Source organism: Shewanella sp. SM21 (genome assembly GCF_025654335.1).
In the GTDB taxonomy this organism is placed as follows: domain Bacteria; phylum Pseudomonadota; class Gammaproteobacteria; order Enterobacterales; family Shewanellaceae; genus Shewanella; species Shewanella oncorhynchi.
Genome location: NZ_JAKKRL010000012.1, coordinates 72,370 through 89,967, shown reverse-complemented (window position 1 = coordinate 89,967; position 17,598 = coordinate 72,370). Strand labels below are relative to the sequence as shown.

Below are 17,598 nucleotides of genomic sequence, written 5' to 3'. Positions count from 1 at the left end.
CGCTATGGAATATCATTCACATGAAGTGGTGACAGAAAGAAACGTGATCTTGTTAGAACATGGGCACGCATCTGAGCTGACTGACTACTTAGCTAATGAAGTGCGGGTTGCACTGGTCTATAACGGCATAGCGCATACCGTGATGTTGGCGAGCCCTCAAGATTTAGAAGCCTTCGCTATTGGTTTTACGTTATCTGAACGTATCGTTTCCCATATCAATGATATCAAAGGGGTGGAGCTCGAGTTCACCAGTGAAGGCGTGTTGATCCAAGTGGAAATCAACCAACGATGCTTTATGGAACTCAAGCAACAAAGGCGCAATATGGCGGGGCGCACAGGTTGTGGATTGTGCGGTGTTGCCCAGCTCGAAGAGGCCGTCAAGCCTGTGATGCGGGTGGACTCAGATGCCAGATTCAATATCGAACACTTACAGGTCGCACTTGGGCAAATTCAAGATAATCAACAACATTTTAAGCTGACGGGCGCCACTCATGCGGCCATGGGGCTTAACCATCAAGGACAGATCATCGCCGCCTATGAGGATATAGGCAGGCATATCGCACTAGACAAGCTAATTGGCGCCTTTTCCGCTCACAATGTGGAACGTCCAGTGGCCGTATTGCTCACCAGTCGCGCGAGTTTTGAGATGGTGCAAAAGGCCGCTAGTGCCAATATCCAAATTCTGTTTGCTATGTCCGCCGTGACTTCACTGGCGTTGGAATTAGCAGAGAAAAGCAATATCACGCTTATCGGTTTTTGCCGCAATGGCAGGGCAACGCTCTACACCCACGGTTATCGACTGTTGGGACAGCACTGCGCTAGCTTAGCTAAAGCCATTTAAGCGTGAGGCCACTTGAGATTGAGGTTGTCGAACGACTTCAATCATTCTGGCACACAGGTTATAAGCGCATTGCGCTTATTTTTTATAGTCTCGTTCATTAGGGTAATGACATGACATGGCAACAATTTAAACAAGAATATTTGGTCCGTTTTTGGGCGCCTATGCCAGCGGTTATCGCTGCAGGTATCCTTTCTACTTACTATTTTGGTTTGACCGGAACCTTCTGGGCTGTTACTGGGGAATTCACTCGTTGGGGTGGTCATTTACTGCAGTTTTTAGGTGCAGATCCAGAAACTTGGGGTTATTTCAAAGTGATAGGTCTGCAGGGCTCTCCTCTAGATCGTATCGACGGCATGATGATTATCGGTATGTTTGGTGGTTGTATTGCTGCTGCGCTTTGGGCCAATAACGTCAAACTGCGTATGCCACAGAGCCGTATCCGTATTGCTCAGGCACTGATCGGCGGCATTATTGCTGGCTTTGGTGCCCGTTTAGCTATGGGTTGTAACCTTGCCGCCTTCTTCACGGGTATTCCGCAGTTCTCTTTACATGCTTGGTTCTTTGCTTTGGCGACTGCGGCAGGCTCTTACTTTGGTGCAAGATTTACCTTGCTGCCGATGTTCCGTATTCCGATAAAACTGAAAAAGGTAAATAAAGCGACTTCAATCAAGCAGGACGAAAACCAAGCTAGACGTCGTTTCCGTATCGGTATGTTGGTGTTTGTAGGCATCGTCGGTTGGGGGTTATTGACTATGTTCAATGCGCCAAAACTCGGCATTGCTATGCTCTGTGGTGTTGGTTTTGGTTTATTAATCGAACGGGCCCAAATCTGCTTTACCTCAGCGTTCCGCGATATGTGGATCACTGGTCGTACTCACATGGCGAAGGCGATTATCTTAGGCATGGCGGTCAGTGCGATAGGTATTTACAGCTATGTGCAACTGGGTGTGCCACCTAAGATCATGTGGGCTGGCCCTAATGCGGTGATCGGCGGCTTACTGTTTGGTTTTGGTATTGTACTGGCTGGTGGTTGTGAAACGGGTTGGATGTATCGTGCAGTCGAAGGCCAAGTGCATTTCTGGTGGGTGGGCTTAGGTAACGTGTTGGGTTCAACCTTACTGGCGTATTACTGGGATGATATCGCTCAGCCATTAGCAACGAACTGGGACAAAGTTAATTTACTGACCAGCTTTGGCGATAAAGGCGGATTATTGCTGACCTATGTGCTGCTGGGGCTCTCCTTTGGCGCTATGTTGCTGTGGGAAAAACGTTTCTTTGCTCGCAAGGCGAAGCGTGATGAACAATTGCTAGCGGAGGCGGCGTAATGGCTCAATATATTCCAGATTATCAACTCGATATGGTGGGTGAACCTTGCCCTTATCCCGCAGTGGCTACTCTTGAGGCTATGCCAAAGTTAAAGCCCGGTGAAATTCTCGAGGTGATTAGTGACTGCCCGCAGTCTATTAACAACATTCCCCTCGATGCTAAAAATCATGGTTATAAAGTGCTGGAAATTGAGCAGAATGGTCCGACTATTCGTTATCTGATCCAGCGTTAATCACTGACTTTCGCGATTATGAAAACAAAAAAGCACAAACTTATGTTTGTGCTTTTTACTATTTCCTCAGGAAATACAATTAGCTTCCTCAGTAAAAGTTTCTTTCAGCTAATTGGGCAAATTCAGGATTAGCCTTGGCAATCTACTGGCAGATATTCATCCGGAATACCGTTGCTGCTGCAAACCCAAGTGATATTATTTTGCTCATCAACTTGAGGCGATAGATAGACTTCATAGCCTTGATAATCCCCGAGTGCTTCGCTTCCTATAAAACCGACTATGCCATCTGTGTACAGATTAAATGTCGCAATCTGCTCGTCCGTGAGTCCAAGCACATCCAATTCGGTTGGCCAAGCTTTGTTGGTTTGATAGTAACCGACTAAGATGTCAGTGATCGGTGCCAGTGCTTGATGTTGCTGGTCGATACTGGCAATGGCCAGTGCCGCATCGGGTACATTCAATGCTGCTGGTGTGGCTTCGGTCGTGGTTGGCGCCTCATAACTCGTGGCGGCACCCATCTTCTCTTGATAGTCCTTATACGCTGGCAACGCGACTGCTGCAGCAATACCAATAATCGCAGCGAAGATTATCAATCCACCGCCTGCTGTGCCTAAACGTGGCATAAAGAAGCTGAGTACATAGGCCCATGCACTGCGTGATGGCGGTGCATATTCCACTCCTTGTGCTTTGGCTTGGACTCTCGCCATGCGCTTGGTCAACCAAGGATAGCTGCCATTAAGCTCGTGCAGCGACATCCAAAAACCACTCGACTCACTGGCTTGGCGGATATATTGATCCACATTCATACGTTTCCATTGCTCGACACCAGCGGCTAACACAGCAACGGCATTTGTGGCTGAACGTAAGCTGTTGCAGCAACGTAATCCGTGGAGATCGCAGGTATATTCACAGGCGCGAGAATAAGCCGCACCCACTAAAGGTAACCAAGTGGCGAAGACTAAGAAGGGCGCTTTACCTATATGATTGCGGCGAATATGGCCTAACTCGTGACCGATATAGAAGTTGAGCGCATCTTTATCTGACTCAAGCGCATCCACAATCGATGAAAATAGCACTATATAGTTGCGACCGAGGAAGCGTGTCGCCAGTGCGTTTAACATGCCATCAGCTGCCAATAAGTAAGCGCGTGGTGGCTCGCGCATTTCTAAACGTTCGCAACACGCTAAATATTGTTTATGTAATTCAGGAAATTGCTCTGCATTGATTTCGACAGCCGTGCCTTTTAAGTAGCTGATAAAGGCGGAGTGGCTAAAGAGATAAATAATAAAAAACATCAACACATAGAGCAGCGCCATGCCAAAAGTGCCTATGATCAATGCCGCCCAGACGATCCCAGAAATAATAGCTAACAGAGTGAACAGCGATTTTTCCTTCGAATAGACAATATCTGTCATTTGAATGGGATTCTCGTTCCCTGCGGTAATAACTTGTTCCATGTTGATCCTTTTCCTTGTGAAGAGACAAACGGCGTGAAAATAGTCAATTTTACTCGAAAATTCAACCACTATCGCGTGCAAAGCAAAAAATTAACCGTTTTGTCATTAGTTTAATCAGCTATGCACAAATTGGAGTAAGTCAATTTCGCCAGGATTTTGTGGTTTTTTAGCGCTAAAGAGTCCGATTATGCAGGCGGACACAGATTGGTAAGTGGCTCTTAGTCTCTGGGCATTTTCCTCGCAGCGCACTAGAATTAGGTGTTTTCGCAGCATATCGGCTGAGGGTTAAGTCTTAAGTTAGAACCGAGATAAAAGTAAATCACATCACTATGAGTGCACTTTAAGGCATGGTTCTTCAAGGCAGAGTGCTTTGAGTCAGGCTCGGTTAAGCCTATATAGGGTTAGCTATGGCAAGCGTTGAAACAAACCACAGAAATACAAAGGAATTGAGATGGCTAAGTTAACAAATAAGATGATAAGTAATCGATTGGGTTTCAAATGGTACTGTGCCGCAGGCGTGATGGTTAGCGCGTTAAGTGCGGGAGTAATGGCGGCTAATGCACCTTCTTTTGACTGCACGAAAGTGAATGCTGGCAGCATTGAAGACATGGTCTGTAAGGATGCAGGGCTGAACCAACTTGATAATCAGTTAGCTAAGGTCTATAGCCAAGCGCTTGAAAAAGCGAAGAATGAACAACCTCCTACTTTAAAGGCGATGCAACGTGGTTGGGTGAAAGGCCGTAATGAATGCTGGAAGAGCGACGATAAGCACGCGTGTATTGAATCTAGCTATCAAACCCGCATTGCCGAACTGCAGGCACAATATCGTTTAGTAGAAATGACCGGCCCAGTGTTTTATGCCTGTGACGGCAATCCTGCTAACGAAGTGGTCGTGACTTATTTTAAAACCGAACCTGCCACCCTGATTGCTGAACATGGTGATAGTACTTCATTAATGTTTGTGCAACCCAGCGGCAGCGGCGCTAAGTATCAAGGTCGTAATGAAAGTCTTTGGGAACATCAAGGCGAAGCGAAAGTGGTTTGGGGCTACGAAGCACCAGAAATGACCTGTAAACTGGTGACCAAATAGGATTGATTTAAGGTCGCCATGAAACAAGCTCTAGTGCATATCGCCTTAGTCGTAAGAGATTACGACGAGGCGATTGATTTTTATGTGAATAAATTAAAATTCGAATTAGTCGAAGACACTTATCAAGCCGAGCAAGATAAGCGCTGGGTCGTTGTTGCCCCACCGGGTTCTAAGGGCGCTTCTATCTTGTTAGCGCGGGCGTCTAAACCTGAGCAGTTCGATTTTATCGGTAATCAGGCGGGTGGTCGGGTGTTTTTATTTTTAAATACCAATGACTTTTGGCGTGATTATCGCCGTATGGTCGCCGATGGCGTGGAGTTTGCGCGCGAGCCGCAAGAACAAGACTATGGCACAGTCGCTGTGTTTAAAGATCTCTACGGTAACTTATGGGATTTACTGCAATTGAACCCGAATCATGTCATGGCTAAGCGAATGAGTTAAGATTCAGTATTTCGTATGAATTACCGCGCAAGCTATTTAATGGGGTCAAACACTGGGAATACTCTTTGTGTTTGACCTCTGTTAAGTTCGTTTAAAATTCTCAGTTATTGATCATTTTTATTGGGAATTCACTGTAAATTTCAATTTATTCTTGTGGAACGGATAGATTTTATAATGGATCGGCCAATGCCATTATGTTTTTATTCAAAATTAAATATCTATCGAATAAATTATTCTTTGGTTTTTATAATTACCCATTCACTTTTTTCGTACTTTAGTATTTAACTCACATTTAAATTAATGAGCGTCAGTTTTTGTTGACAGTTTTATACGTCACTTATTTGCATAGGCGATTATTGTCACTTAGCTTCTTTAATGTTCTCTAGCTATAAAAATTTAGTCGTGAATATCATTACGTCTAAAGCAAGCTGGCATTTGAAAATAATATTTAATCTGAGTGACTTACTAAAGGAATCTGATAAGTATGAATTTTTTTAAAATACGTTGCACGGCATTATGGATAGGCCGCGCGTTAAGTGTCTCCGCGATAATAGCGTTACCATCGTTCGCATCTGATATGCCAACCAGTCAGTATCATATTGATGCAGAAGAAATGAAAATGGTAGATATGCCTAGTGTGTTACTGCCATTTAATAATCTGATGTTTTTATATGGCGTAGATGCATCGCAGTTTGATTTAGCTGACTTTATTTACGTCAATGTTCCTGATTTAATCGATAAAGAAGAGGCGATTACGCATTGGGCTGGATATTATAGTATTAACCCCAAAGTCATACTGACTTTGATGGAAATGCAATCTCAGTTAATTTCGTCTCCGACAGCTGAAGCGCTTAACCGACCTTTGGGAACATTATCGGATAAACAGGGTTTTGAGGAACAACTCCAAGATGTATTGGCTCAGCTATCACAACGTTTTTATGCCTATGAAGAGTCTCAATTAAAAGGCCTATACCCGCCAAGTACCTACGCAGTTAACGCATCGAGTTTCGCATTATTGGCTTTGTTAAACGGTCGTAGGATAGAGCAACAGCAAGATGCCGTTATGACGGGTGAGCACGCTTTGGGATTGGACCCATTCATTGAGCAGTTTAGATTATTATTTGGCAATACTGACCGTGAGTTGTTAATGAGTTCAGTTGCTAAAAATCCGCTTGTAGCTGATTCAATTCAGTCGATGCAACAAGTCGTCCCATTGGCGAATATTACCGCGAGTAGTCTGCCACCCAGTAACATGCTGCAAATGCCTTGGCGACAGGGATATTCATGGCAATCCAATGGTGCTCATTCGCATACTGGGTCTGGCTATCCGCTATCATCAATCGATGTATCCTACGATTGGCCACAATGGGGGAGTCCGACTTATTCGGTTGCTTCCGCACATGATGGGACTGTCAATGTGTTGTCTCGCTGCCAAGTACGGGTGACAAATGCTAACGGTTGGGCGACTAACTATTATCATATGGATCAAATTACAGTGCGTAATGGTCAATATGTAAACCAGAATACCGTGATGGGCATTTATGCAAATAATAAAAATGCAGCCTTGTGTGAAGGTGGGAGTTCAACTGGGCCACATTTGCATTTTTCTTTATTAAAGGATGGCCGCCATGTGTCGTTGCAAGATGTACATTTTGGACAATATAGAATCAACATTGGTAGTTATAACTATGACAATAACTGTAGTCGTTTCAATCTGTTTGATGTAAGTAACAATCGTACAATGTGCGCTTGGGCGCCGCTGTATAATGCTGGAAGTCTCTAATCAATGATAGAAAGCCCCTCAATCGAGGGGCTGATATAATGCGAGGAAAACCGTTGCTCGCTAAGCTAGCTGAATCCTCAAATTGTTTGGATATCCCTGTTTAAATTCTTGAATACCGGTGGTTTTTGGCGGGATTGTCAACGTATGGTCGCCGATGGCGTGGAGTTTGCGCGCGAGCCGCAAGAACAAGACTATGGCACAGTCGCTGTGTTTAAAGATCTCTACGGTAACTTATGGGATTTACTGCAATTGAATGATGAACATCCTATGGCTCACAGGTTAGCGTATCGGGAGCCAGGATTAGAAGTTAACCCCTAATCCTAAGGTGTAGCTGGTATCTCTCGTATTGCCTATCACTGTTTTAGTGTCGTTGAAGTCATATTTAAATGACAAATAAATCCGCTGAGTTAGCAGATATTTAAGTCCTACTGTCGAGTTTGAGATGTAATCAATCGAAGGCATATCTGGGAAGGCAATTTGCAGATCGGCATAGGACTCTAAAATGCCACCAAACCAATATTGTTTATAGTTAAGTGAGGCCGCCCAAGCATTTAGTTCTAGTTTAAAGGACTGTTGTTCAAGCCAAAAATGGTTGTAGGTTACGACGAAGTCTAATTTATCGCGCCCAGCACCCCAAAAGCGATAACCAGGACCGAGCCCCGCATAATAACTATGGCTATCGATGCCGAGTTTATCTTCTTCATAAAAATCTTCCTGACGTAACAGCCAATGCTCATTGAGCAGATAGTCTAATGAATAATGTCCTTCGAGGGTGTTGCGCTTCGTCACGTCATCTTCGGTTTCGTAGCGCACTTCGGTCTTGATATTATGTCGCCATTGCAAGGTTTCCGCTGTGATATCGCCTTTGATATGTAGCTTCTGACTATTTTTCTTGTTTTTGGTGACATCAAGTGTGGTTTCTACACTACCGTTAAAATTCCAATCTGAGTTTGCATAGTGCTGCGAGAATCTCAACTCACTCACGGGAGTGTGCTGGTTATTAATTAATACCATGCCATGTTCATTAGAGGCTTGAATACTTATGTCCTGTATGGAACGACTGACACTCCAAGGTCTAGTATCTGTGACTTCGAGGCTGAGAATAGCACTGCGTTGAATGGTAATTTTAGGGGTATAACTGGTGTTGATGATGAGATTTTGATCGTTAAACTCTTTAATTTCACCGCTAATTTTATCGCCATTGAGCAAAAAAACTGTGTCGGCATAACACAAGGGGCTGACACTACAGAGCGTAGCAACAAGGTACAATGCTGGATTGGATATCAGATTATGCATCTTGCTCGTGGGCTCAAAATAAAGGGAGAGTAAGTGTTGTCATTCTACTCGAACACAGGCTCTACAAAGCAATAACATTTGATAAAAGTGTTGATAAGGGATTGAAAACGGGTTCGCAATCCCTTACTTCTTTGCCTGTTAGCGTGAGTTAATTTCGGTTATTTTGAGGTTAATGAGCTGCTTCTGCCATTGGGATTTATCTATGCCTTCGACCCAAATGACGCTGCTTTTACGCTGTTCGCCTTTGCGTAGATAGGTCTCAGGCATGCGGAAAATGGCTTCCCACACTTCGAGTTTTTCGGTTTTGAGCAAAGTACCATTATCGGCGAAGAAGCTAGCTTCAACTTCAACTAAGGTAACGTGTTCATTGCTGGTGCTGGCGAGATCGAAGCTGAGTCCGAGTTTGTCGCCTTTCCATTGACCTTCAGCAAAGCTGACTTTGATCCCATCTTTTGCCGTTGAGCCTAATAGCTCAGGTTGGGTAATCGCAGTGGCGGTCAAGGTGGTGACTGGCGCAGCAACAGTTTGAGTGGTAACTGCGGCACTTGGGACACTGGCAATATTGCTCGATGCACTTGCTACGGCTGCAGTGGCTAAGGCATTGGGCGCTGCTTTGGTTTCAGTGATCACGTATTCCCAGGTAAAGTCGTCTTTGAGTCTGACTTGGGCGCCATTTTCTAGGGTGATATTGGCTACGTCGGCCGCCATAACCGATGATGTTAGCAATAACAATGAGCTAAGTGCGCTAAGGCGTAATGAAGTGTGCATTAATTTTCTGGCTCCGATATCCGTCTGAGTCAATATTCTGCCCTAACATAAACAATTTGCCGCATGTTAGTCACTGTCTAAGTCGTGTTTTGATGAATAAAGTGGATTAATGGCGAGATTTTAACGCTAGTACAGATTGAGCTAGCTGACTGTGGCACTATTAGATAGGTGTACATGAGCGGTATGCTCAATGAATAAAGTAACAGGAGATTAAGATGCAGATGAAACATGGAATTTATGGCTTAGTGATTGGATTGGCATTTAGCACTGTCACTTTGGCTGCTGAAGCACCGAAAGTGGGTTGCGCGGCGAAATTAGATGCCATTAGTGCCGAACTTGCCCAAGCAAAAGCGGCAGGTAATAAGCATAAAGTCGCGGGACTTGAAAAGGCCTATGACGAAGTTTCAACCCATTGCGACGATGATAGCTTATACGCCGAGCGAGTCGCTAAAGTTGAGGCTTTAGAGGAAAAACTCACCGAGCGCCAAAACGAATTGGCCAAAGCCATAGAAGAAGGTCGTTCTATGGATAAAATCAACAAGAAACGCAATAAAGTCGCCGAAGTCGAGGCTGATCTTGCTAAGGCGCGAGCCGAGCTAACGCAATAAATAGCTCAAGCCCAATCGCTAGGAGCTTAGCCCGCGTAACCTATGCTTAAAATAGTGGATTCTGTGCTGGAGTTATAACCGGCACTCAGTATGAAGTGCTCAGTGATTCGATATCTTAACCCAGCTTCTGCGCCCCAACGGGTCGTTTTATCTTCTTCCCATGTGGGTTTGCCATCGACAATTTTGGGTGAAATGTTATTCGTGTAAGACACTGTGCTGATATAGCCACTGCCGCCGGCATAAAAGCTTAAATCTGCCGTTAAGCTGTAGCTTAAGCCTAAGCGGAAGAGGCTTTCTTGGCGATAGGACTGCGCGGGTTCTGGCACGATAATATCGGTTTCACGACTGCGGGCATAGCCTAGGTAATAACCCCATTGTTGGTAATTATTATCGAAATGATAGGGGGCGATTGTAATGCCATAGAGATTATCTGTGGCGGGAATATAATCGAGCATAAGGGCGATATAAGGTGCATTGGCAGTTTCGTCTGATTTATCTGGCCTAACTAATTGCTTAGAAGTGCTATATTCGGCCGCTTGAAGCGGTTGGCATAGGCTCAGGAGTCCAATGCTAAGACAGGCTAGCGTATATGAATGACGACACATGGGATGGTTTCCTTAGGGATAGGGGAAATATTGTTCATTTTCCTGTGTGCGGGGTCAATTCAAAATGCTAAAATCTCTTTTAAAATAAGTATTTGTAAATATTTTGTGTTTTGATTTGAGTGTTTTCTAGGGTGGCATTTAACCGAGGTCAACTCGGCAGTTACCTTTGTATGGGTTTGTTGCGCTAGCGCCTACGTTGGAGTGAAATTGTGGATCAGGAAATAAGGCTCGAAATTTCGGCATGGTTAGCGGGCTTTGGGATTGATAGCCAACCCTCTGATGGAATATCGACCACAGTTATGGTCATTGCTTGCTTACTGTTAGCGAGCATCGCTTATTTTATTGTCCGACGCGTGGTGATTCGTGCGGTGAATATGGTAATCCTGCGCTCTAAGGCGACGTGGGACGATGTATTCATGCGTTATAAGGTGCTTGAAAAGCTGGCCATGCTTGTGCCCGCTATCGTACTTAATCTATTAGTGCCAATCGCGCTGACTGAGCATCCACTGCTAAGCGGGCTAGTCGACCGATTACTGAGTATTTGGTTAGTGGTGCTGATTATCCGCGCTATGTATGCAGGTATGGATGCGGTTGATGAAATTTCAGATGTGAATCTGGTGAGTCGGCGCTTGCCTGTTAAGAGTTTCGTACAGTTAACTAAGCTATTTTTATTCTTTGTTGGGATTATCGTTTCTATCTCAATCTTGGCCGATCAATCACCTGTGTACTTCCTCAGCGGCTTAGGTGTGGCAACGGGTTTTGTGATGTTAGTGTTCCGCGACACTATCTTAGGTTTTGTGGCGGGCATTCAGTTAGCGGCTAACCGTATGGTGAGTAAAGGCGACTGGATCCAGATGGATAAATACGGCGCCGACGGTGCGGTAGAAGAAGTCTCGCTGACCACGGTGAAAGTGCGCAACTGGGACAAAACCATCACTATGATCCCTGCTTATGCCTTAGTGTCGGATGCGTTTCGCAACTGGCGGGGTATGTCTGAGTCGGGCGGTCGCAGGATCAAACGCGCGATCAATATCGATATCAACAGCATAAAGTTTTTGACCGAGGAAGAGCGCGAACGTCTCAGTAAGATCAATTGCTTAAAAGAATATTTCCCCGCAAAAATAAACGAAATTCGTGAGTCGAATGCCAGAGTGTCGGATCTCGATATGAAAGTGAACGGCCGCCATTTGACTAACGTCGGCACTTTCCGCGCTTATCTGCAGGAATACCTACAGCGTCACGATAAAGTCCACAAGGATATGACCTTAATGGTTCGCCAATTAGCGCCGACCACAGAGGGTCTACCGATCGAGATTTATATCTTCACTAACGACACTCGCTGGGCATTTTATGAAGCGATACAAGCGGATATCTTCGACCATGTTTTTGCAATATTGCCTGAGTTTGGTCTGCAGGCGTTCCAAGCGCCAACAGGCAATGATATTCGCAGTTTAAAGTCGGTTAAGGTCGACTAGTTTGATGACTGTTGATTTAGTTTCGAGAGACAAGAATCGCGGCTAAGGTGATAAATACACCGCCGCTGGTTCTGTCAAACCAATGCAGCTTGTTGCTCGCCTTTAGGCTGGGCGCAAGTACATTGGCCATGCAGGCATAAATCATCACAAAGCTAAAATCCACCACGGCCCAAGTGACGGCAAGAATGGTCAGTTGCGGTAATTGCGGCGCGGCAAGATTGATAAATTGCGGAAATAACGCGGCAAAAAACAGTAAATCCTTCGGATTACTGATCCCCACTAGAAACGCCTGCTTATAAAGCTGCGCAGGCGTACCTTTGCCCTCTGACGGGCTAACTTCAAGGGCTTGAGCTTGGTTTTTCGTCAATAACAGCTTAATACCTAAAAATACTAAATAGGCCGCGCCGCACCATTTGAGCAGGGTAAAACCGTATTCTGAGGCGCTAATAATCGCCCCCAGTCCTGCCGCTGACGCCATCATTAAGATTAAAGCGGCGCTAACACTGCCAAGGCCTGTGGCTATGCTGCGCATCTTGCCGAAGTGGATCCCATGGGACATAGACAACATAGCGATAGGACCGGGTGAAATCCCAATCAATACAATGGCAAATAAATAGAGTAACCAGGTTTCGGGTTGCATATTTGCTGCTCTAAATGGAATAAATGTTAATATTTGGCACTCGCTATAAAATCAGGGATCACCTTGGGATGACGGCCTTTAATGGTGCGATAGAAGCTCAAAATCTCTTGCATGTCGGTCACGATATCGTCACTGGGTTGCAGTGGTGTGCGGATAACGACAGTGCGGCGGCTAAAATCTAAGCCAACGGGTGTAATGGGTACTTGGGCCTTGCTGGCGATATGATAAAAGCCGCACTTCCAGCGCGTCACTGGGCCGCGGGTGCCTTCTGGCGCTAGCGCTAACTTGTAATCGGATTTTGACTCAAACAGCTGCACGGCGGCATCGACTAAGTTGTTGTTCTTGCGCCGATCCACCGGACTGCCGCCAATGGCGCGGAAAAACCAGCCCCAAGGCGGGATAAAGAGTTGGTGTTTGCCGAGAAAGTGAATGCGGATACCTAGGGCGCCACGGGCTAAAATGCCGACAATGAAGTCCCAGTTACTAGTGTGCGGTGCAACTATGATGATGTATCTAGCACAGTCGGGCAGTTGGCCTTCTATCTGCCAGCCTGAAGTGTTAAGTAGCCAACGGCAAAGTGGTGTAAACATAGTTCGGTGCCCAGAGTCGAAAAATTAATAATATCATCAGCTTTTTTAGATTTTAAACTGGCTTAAACAAGATAGTCTGTACTGAATTCGGTATAGTACAGTTTAACCTGATTGATTGTGGGGGAACGATACTATGTTGAAAAATGGACTATTAAACAAGGTTATCTGGCAGCGTGTTTTTGCGGCACTGTTACTCTTGCTGACTTGTCATGTTAATGCGGTGCCGACGGATGAAATTACGCAGATGCTCAAAGGCCAAGAAGACGCCTGGAATCGCGGCGATCTCGATGCTTATATGCAAGGCTATTGGAAGAGTGATCAACTGCGTTTTGTCTCTAATGGTAAGTTTCGTTTTGGCTGGGAAGAAACTCTCGCTGCCTATAAGAAAAATTATCCAAATAAAGAAGCGCTTGGTGAACTGAAGTTCACTATCAAAGAAATAAAAATGCTCAGTAATTACGCCGCTATGGTTGTTGGGCGCTGGGATTTACGGCGGATAAAAGATGCCCCAACGGGCGTGTTTACTCTGTTGATTGAAAAAATCGACGATCGTTGGGTGATCACTATGGACCACAGTTCAGACTAAACCGTGTCCTTTACACTCAGTGCTGCACAGCAGTTCAAATTAGATTTGCGATAATAAACAGTCTGGTTTGGTGGGCGGCTCGGCAGGCAGAGTTAAATGGAAATCCTGCTGTCCAAGCTGTCTACCTTTGCCATCGTATCTCACTTCGGTGAAATGCATACCGCCCTCAGCATCTTCAAGCAGAATGCTGGTGGAGCGGGTGCCATAGTCGGGGTGACGAATATAAATCGCAGCTAAACGCCGTTCCCACTCGATCCCTACTCCCGTATTAGGCAGCTCATTATCTTGCGGCTGGGAATCGTCTTTCATTAGTTGTAACAGTACTTGCACTTCTATACTGCTGGACTGGCTGATTGCCGCTTCTAACGCCTGCTGTCCCTTCGCCATTTTCGGCCAAATATCATCGAGTGCACCATTGCTAATGGCATGAAATCCATCGGCAAGTTTTACTGTGTCTTTATTGATACTGTTAAAACAATATAAGTCTGTACCTTGGCCGAAGATGAGATTGAACGGCTGATAATTGTCGCTATGTTCAACGAGCCAATTAGGGCACACGAGCGATCCTGAGTTGAGCGTCATAGTAATCAGCTCGCCACGACTCCGCATGGCTTCAGGGTTCTTTTGCGGAACGCGCAGATTGGTTACGCCTGCGATTTGTCCTTGTCTATTGATGCCAAACCAAGTGCCACCGGCCTGCAGATCTTTACCCGCGAGTATGTTTTCTTCCGGCGGCCAAAAATGCGCTGGCACAGTTGGTCTATGATGAAACTCATCGCGGTTGGCACAGATGATTAAGGGATACTTAGGATGGGCATTAATGGCGACAAAGAGTATGCACATAGCAGGCTAAATTAATCCAAAGGTAGATTAACTTAGCCTGTCTGCTCACAAATGAACAGCGTTAGTGGTGCGAGTGCTTATCCGTTTTTGCGTGTTCATGTGCATGTTTATCAGCACTAGGTGTCACAACAGATTTCTGCTCGTCTGTGTGCGAAGCGCTAGATTCATGAGTATGTGTATTCTCGTGGGAATGGCTATGGGCGTGGCTGTGCGAATGACTATGCGCATGAGCTACCGGTTTGCTGAGCATTAAGCGGCGTAAAAATTTACGTGGACCTAAGCGCAGTAAGCTGGCAGCAAACAACCCTGAGAGGATCAGTAGTGCAATTAAGTTCACGACTTCAGGCAAGGTAAATAAGGAGAACCATAGTGGTAAGCGTAAGGCTGCGGCTAAACTCAGCGCAATAATACTCAGTAATATCGCCCTTTGCGTCCATGTCATTAACTTAAGCTGAGCTATGTTGAGCACAGGTGCTGCAATCAGCGGCATCATAATCGCGATAGGATTCCAACCACTATAAGCCAGTGCAAGAGCGAGTACGGCGGCGCCTAAGTTGCAGAAACGCATTGGTAAAAATACAAGCAATAGCACAACAACCTGTAGCAATGGATTGCTTAAGGGCATTGAAGGGTGGCCAATTAAATTCACTAATACTAGGCTAAGTAAAATCCAAGGTGCGCTGCGATCGACTAAATGAGCAAAGCCGAAACGCAGTGAATTGCTGGGTAATTTAGTGTGTGGATCGGTAATGGTGACGTTAGCATGGCTTAAATACGCACTCAGAATAAACACTACAAGCAATTGGAATAACGCTAACCAAGGACCGAGAAGTAGAGCTGTGATCACTAAGGCTTCAGGCCCTGCTAAGCGTTGGAACCAGCGGCGGGCTAAACTGCCATCCTGCGGCGTCAAACCTAATTTAAAGCGCAGCGCAGCCGCACCATAGCTTAGCAGCAACACGGGTGCGAGCTTTAATAGCCAAGTCATTAATTGCTCTGTGCTGTGATCATGGTGGGCATGTTCGTGGCCGCCTGAATCCATTAATAGCAATATCACGAGTAAACCGATGCCGAGCAAACTACCTATGCCAGCTTGGTATTCATATTTGCCTTGCGTATCACTTTCATGCTGACCATGGGGTTGATGTAGTACCACATGCAGAATTGTGCCAGTAATAAAGGCTTGTAAGTAGACAGTGTCATCGATATTTAAATAAGGAAGTAGTTGCTCACCGGCGAAATAGCCTATGCCTGTAAATAGCATCTGGGCTGCAAAGATCATGAGTGTCCAACGTGTTCCGAGATGGGGTTTTAGTATCCACCATACTGCAAAACCGACGGGTAATTGGTGGAGTATGACACCAAGAGCTAGCAGAATGGAGTTATCGTCTTGCTGCGCCAAAACCATAGCGGTGCCATCGGTGATGGTATGCAGTAATAAGCCACCAATACCCAAGAACAGCGTAAAATTATGGGTGACTTCTGAATAACGGTGAAATAGGCGTTCGCTGGCGGTAGGCCCCCAGATGCCGAGGAGTACAAAGATGATCGCAAGCATGCCACCATGCTCGAGTAATTCTGGCAAGATGTGGATCAGCACTAATCCGCCTAATGAGACGAATATAAAACCATCGAGCCCCTTTTGTAAGCCACTACTCGATGAGAAGTAGCGATAAAACAGAGGGCCAATTAAGAGTGCGATACAGCTAGCAAGAAGATAGAGCATGGATTCCACGGAAAATTTGCTGAAAAAACGCCATAGTATACCAGCTGTAAAGCAAAGTGAGCAGTGACTTGCAGGCAATTTACTCAACTGACATTTTATACTGTGTTTTGAAGGTGAGAATTTTATTCACTTTGGCCATTCTGCGGAGAAATTTTCAGATCTAACTCGAGAAAAGGTACTATACCCAAGCTACCTGAAGATACGAGTTTCAGAGTGCCTAGGGTGCTTCAATTCAAGGCGCATCAATGACAGAATGTCTGCCACCTTTTGAATTGTTGCAACACGGAAGTGGAGCTCCCTAGGCGCTCCGTTCCGGCGGGTTGTAACGTACTTTATGCCGTGTTGGTTATTTTTAACTTAGCCCACTAGGTCCGCAAATAACCGCAATCGCCATGGATGGCGTGAATGCCATTTATGCAGGAGCAATAAAGGGCCTTGCCTAAAGTGCGTTACATTCCCGCTGAATCCTGCATCTTCAGGTTGTTTGGGTATATAATATCGGCTTATGTTGGCTTGGGTGTTGATACGTTAAATGGATATATTTTCTGCTGCGGTAATGTTGTTTCTGATCATGGACCCTTTGGGTAATTTGCCGATTTTCGCATCGATTCTGCGACATATCGATCCCAAGAAACGTCGTAAGGTACTGATCCGCGAATTACTTTTCGCCTTAGTGATCATGCTGTCTTTCCTTTATGCGGGTGAGGCTATCTTAAGTTTCTTAAATCTTCGTTCCGAATCTGTGAGTATTGCAGGCGGGATTATTCTGTTTTTAATCGCGATTAAGATGATTTTCCCCCAACCCGGTGGTGTCGTTGGATTAGCCGCGGGAGAAGAGCCTTTTATCGTGCCTATGGCTATTCCCTTGATGGCTGGCCCATCGATTCTTGCAGCCTTGATTTTACTAGCGCATACCGATAGCTCACGTATGGGCGATTGGACCATAGCGTTAGTGTCAGCTTGGGGGGCGAGTGCGGTGATCTTAATGTTTTATAAACTTTTCACCCGTGTGCTGGGGGAAAAGGGGCTCACAGCAGTCGAACGTTTGATGGGTATGGTGCTGGTCATGATCTCAGTACAAATGTTCCTCGACGGTATTTCAAACTATCTGAAAACCGCTGGCTAACTTTATCTAGTTTGATCAAAACGAAACCGTATTAACGTTGTTAATGCGGTTTTTTTATGGCTGAGATTTGGCTTGGAATTGAGTCAGCACAGAGGTTTGCTGAATATTTGCTGACAAAAGTGCAAATCTTACCTGCGAACAGGTGTATCAAGTTGTTACTGAGGT

At 45.4% G+C, this 17,598-nt stretch carries 18 protein-coding genes and 1 pseudogene; 11 read left to right on the top strand and 8 right to left on the bottom strand.

The window, feature by feature from the left end:
• The first annotated feature begins 4 nt into the window (after positions 1–4).
• The 3 genes from fdhD (at position 5) to yedF (ending at position 2,399) form a co-directional block, all read left to right on the top strand.
• A complete protein-coding gene (fdhD, locus tag L5L94_RS16405) occupies positions 5–841 on the top strand; it encodes a formate dehydrogenase accessory sulfurtransferase FdhD (protein ID WP_263164091.1) in 837 nt (278 codons plus the stop codon).
• Between the two features lie 110 nt (positions 842–951).
• A complete protein-coding gene (gene yedE / locus L5L94_RS16400; protein WP_263164090.1) occupies positions 952–2,166 on the top strand; it encodes a selenium metabolism membrane protein YedE/FdhT in 1,215 nt (404 codons plus the stop codon).
• Positions 2,166–2,399, top strand: a complete 234-nt coding sequence (yedF, locus tag L5L94_RS16395; protein ID WP_107946196.1) for a sulfurtransferase-like selenium metabolism protein YedF — start codon at positions 2,166–2,168, stop codon at positions 2,397–2,399. Before yedE ends, yedF begins: the two co-directional genes overlap by 1 nt.
• Before the next feature lie 128 nt (positions 2,400–2,527).
• Here the strand turns inward: yedF and L5L94_RS16390 are convergent, their stop codons facing one another.
• Entirely contained in the window at positions 2,528–3,856 is a 1,329-nt protein-coding gene (locus L5L94_RS16390; protein ID WP_113941250.1) for a M48 family metallopeptidase, read from the bottom strand.
• Positions 3,857–4,307: 451 nt separating this feature from the next.
• On the opposite strand from L5L94_RS16390, the gene L5L94_RS16385 reads away from it, so the two are divergent.
• From L5L94_RS16385 to L5L94_RS16370, 4 genes and pseudogenes are all read left to right on the top strand, one after another.
• Positions 4,308–4,946: an MliC family protein gene (locus L5L94_RS16385; protein WP_263164089.1), complete on the top strand. Its 639-nt coding sequence runs from the start codon at positions 4,308–4,310 to the stop codon at positions 4,944–4,946.
• An 18-nt stretch (positions 4,947–4,964) separates the two neighbouring features.
• Positions 4,965–5,387 (top strand): VOC family protein, encoded by a 423-nt coding sequence (locus L5L94_RS16380; protein WP_263164088.1) that lies wholly within the window; start codon positions 4,965–4,967, stop codon positions 5,385–5,387.
• A gap of 484 nt (positions 5,388–5,871) precedes the next feature.
• Positions 5,872–7,170, top strand: a complete 1,299-nt coding sequence (locus tag L5L94_RS16375) for a M23 family metallopeptidase (RefSeq protein ID WP_263164086.1) — start codon at positions 5,872–5,874, stop codon at positions 7,168–7,170.
• Between the two features lie 96 nt (positions 7,171–7,266).
• Positions 7,267–7,488: pseudogene (locus tag L5L94_RS16370) on the top strand (VOC family protein); the annotation flags it as partial.
• On the opposite strand, the gene L5L94_RS16365 reads toward L5L94_RS16370, so the two are convergent.
• Both L5L94_RS16365 and L5L94_RS16360 read right to left on the bottom strand, forming a co-directional pair.
• On the bottom strand, positions 7,471–8,466 hold the full coding sequence (locus L5L94_RS16365) for a DUF481 domain-containing protein (protein ID WP_105250958.1): 996 nt from the start codon (positions 8,464–8,466) through the stop codon (positions 7,471–7,473). The pseudogene L5L94_RS16370 and the gene L5L94_RS16365 overlap by 18 nt on opposite strands.
• Before the next feature lie 138 nt (positions 8,467–8,604).
• Positions 8,605–9,234: a DUF3157 family protein gene (locus L5L94_RS16360; RefSeq protein WP_105250959.1), complete on the bottom strand. Its 630-nt coding sequence runs from the start codon at positions 9,232–9,234 to the stop codon at positions 8,605–8,607.
• Between the two features lie 215 nt (positions 9,235–9,449).
• Here L5L94_RS16360 and L5L94_RS16355 point away from each other — a divergent pair, with 215 nt between their 5' ends.
• Positions 9,450–9,842 (top strand): DUF1090 domain-containing protein, encoded by a 393-nt coding sequence (locus L5L94_RS16355; protein ID WP_105250960.1) that lies wholly within the window; start codon positions 9,450–9,452, stop codon positions 9,840–9,842.
• Positions 9,843–9,868: 26 nt separating this feature from the next.
• Here L5L94_RS16355 and L5L94_RS16350 read toward each other — a convergent pair whose 3' ends face one another.
• Positions 9,869–10,447: a porin family protein gene (locus tag L5L94_RS16350; RefSeq protein WP_219235484.1), complete on the bottom strand. Its 579-nt coding sequence runs from the start codon at positions 10,445–10,447 to the stop codon at positions 9,869–9,871.
• Between the two features lie 209 nt (positions 10,448–10,656).
• Between L5L94_RS16350 and L5L94_RS16345 the strand changes: the two genes are divergently transcribed.
• The gene (locus L5L94_RS16345) at positions 10,657–11,922 is read left to right on the top strand and encodes a mechanosensitive ion channel family protein (RefSeq protein ID WP_105250962.1); all 1,266 of its coding nucleotides are present in this window, start codon (positions 10,657–10,659) and stop codon (positions 11,920–11,922) included.
• Between the two features lie 16 nt (positions 11,923–11,938).
• Here L5L94_RS16345 and L5L94_RS16340 read toward each other — a convergent pair whose 3' ends face one another.
• Both L5L94_RS16340 and L5L94_RS16335 read right to left on the bottom strand, forming a co-directional pair.
• Positions 11,939–12,562, bottom strand: a complete 624-nt coding sequence (locus L5L94_RS16340) for a LysE family translocator (protein ID WP_105250963.1) — start codon at positions 12,560–12,562, stop codon at positions 11,939–11,941.
• Positions 12,563–12,588: 26 nt separating this feature from the next.
• Positions 12,589–13,152 carry a lysophospholipid acyltransferase family protein gene (locus L5L94_RS16335; protein ID WP_263164079.1) on the bottom strand — a complete coding sequence of 188 codons (564 nt, stop codon included), beginning with the start codon at positions 13,150–13,152 and terminating at the stop codon, positions 12,589–12,591.
• Between the two features lie 133 nt (positions 13,153–13,285).
• On the opposite strand from L5L94_RS16335, the gene L5L94_RS16330 reads away from it, so the two are divergent.
• On the top strand, positions 13,286–13,738 hold the full coding sequence (locus L5L94_RS16330; RefSeq protein WP_105250965.1) for a YybH family protein: 453 nt from the start codon (positions 13,286–13,288) through the stop codon (positions 13,736–13,738).
• A 39-nt stretch (positions 13,739–13,777) separates the two neighbouring features.
• Here the strand turns inward: L5L94_RS16330 and L5L94_RS16325 are convergent, their stop codons facing one another.
• Both L5L94_RS16325 and L5L94_RS16320 read right to left on the bottom strand, forming a co-directional pair.
• On the bottom strand, positions 13,778–14,581 hold the full coding sequence (locus L5L94_RS16325) for an NRDE family protein (RefSeq protein ID WP_263147131.1): 804 nt from the start codon (positions 14,579–14,581) through the stop codon (positions 13,778–13,780).
• Between the two features lie 61 nt (positions 14,582–14,642).
• Entirely contained in the window at positions 14,643–16,307 is a 1,665-nt protein-coding gene (locus tag L5L94_RS16320) for a metal transporter (RefSeq protein WP_263147276.1), read from the bottom strand.
• 532 nt (positions 16,308–16,839) lie between these two features.
• Between L5L94_RS16320 and L5L94_RS16315 the strand changes: the two genes are divergently transcribed.
• On the top strand, positions 16,840–17,433 hold the full coding sequence (locus tag L5L94_RS16315) for a YhgN family NAAT transporter (protein WP_011848195.1): 594 nt from the start codon (positions 16,840–16,842) through the stop codon (positions 17,431–17,433).
• Positions 17,434–17,598: the final 165 nt, after the last annotated feature.

What these genes read in the sequence shown, in the direction of transcription:
- L5L94_RS16365 (WP_105250958.1), bottom strand. Translation starts at nt 8,466, where the DNA reads ATGCATAATCTGATATCCAATCCAGCATTGTACCTTGTTGCTACGCTC.
- L5L94_RS16315 (WP_011848195.1), top strand. Translation starts at nt 16,840, where the DNA reads ATGGATATATTTTCTGCTGCGGTAATGTTGTTTCTGATCATGGACCCT.
- L5L94_RS16385 (WP_263164089.1), top strand. Translation starts at nt 4,308, where the DNA reads ATGGCTAAGTTAACAAATAAGATGATAAGTAATCGATTGGGTTTCAAA.
- L5L94_RS16355 (WP_105250960.1), top strand. Translation starts at nt 9,450, where the DNA reads ATGCAGATGAAACATGGAATTTATGGCTTAGTGATTGGATTGGCATTT.
- L5L94_RS16340 (WP_105250963.1), bottom strand. Translation starts at nt 12,562, where the DNA reads ATGCAACCCGAAACCTGGTTACTCTATTTATTTGCCATTGTATTGATT.
- L5L94_RS16330 (WP_105250965.1), top strand. Translation starts at nt 13,286, where the DNA reads ATGTTGAAAAATGGACTATTAAACAAGGTTATCTGGCAGCGTGTTTTT.
- L5L94_RS16375 (WP_263164086.1), top strand. Translation starts at nt 5,872, where the DNA reads ATGAATTTTTTTAAAATACGTTGCACGGCATTATGGATAGGCCGCGCG.
- L5L94_RS16320 (WP_263147276.1), bottom strand. Translation starts at nt 16,307, where the DNA reads ATGCTCTATCTTCTTGCTAGCTGTATCGCACTCTTAATTGGCCCTCTG.
- L5L94_RS16380 (WP_263164088.1), top strand. Translation starts at nt 4,965, where the DNA reads ATGAAACAAGCTCTAGTGCATATCGCCTTAGTCGTAAGAGATTACGAC.
- L5L94_RS16325 (WP_263147131.1), bottom strand. Translation starts at nt 14,581, where the DNA reads ATGTGCATACTCTTTGTCGCCATTAATGCCCATCCTAAGTATCCCTTA.
- yedF (WP_107946196.1), top strand. Translation starts at nt 2,166, where the DNA reads ATGGCTCAATATATTCCAGATTATCAACTCGATATGGTGGGTGAACCT.
- L5L94_RS16335 (WP_263164079.1), bottom strand. Translation starts at nt 13,152, where the DNA reads ATGTTTACACCACTTTGCCGTTGGCTACTTAACACTTCAGGCTGGCAG.
- L5L94_RS16360 (WP_105250959.1), bottom strand. Translation starts at nt 9,234, where the DNA reads ATGCACACTTCATTACGCCTTAGCGCACTTAGCTCATTGTTATTGCTA.
- yedE (WP_263164090.1), top strand. Translation starts at nt 952, where the DNA reads ATGACATGGCAACAATTTAAACAAGAATATTTGGTCCGTTTTTGGGCG.
- L5L94_RS16390 (WP_113941250.1), bottom strand. Translation starts at nt 3,856, where the DNA reads ATGGAACAAGTTATTACCGCAGGGAACGAGAATCCCATTCAAATGACA.
- L5L94_RS16350 (WP_219235484.1), bottom strand. Translation starts at nt 10,447, where the DNA reads ATGTGTCGTCATTCATATACGCTAGCCTGTCTTAGCATTGGACTCCTG.
- fdhD (WP_263164091.1), top strand. Translation starts at nt 5, where the DNA reads ATGGAATATCATTCACATGAAGTGGTGACAGAAAGAAACGTGATCTTG.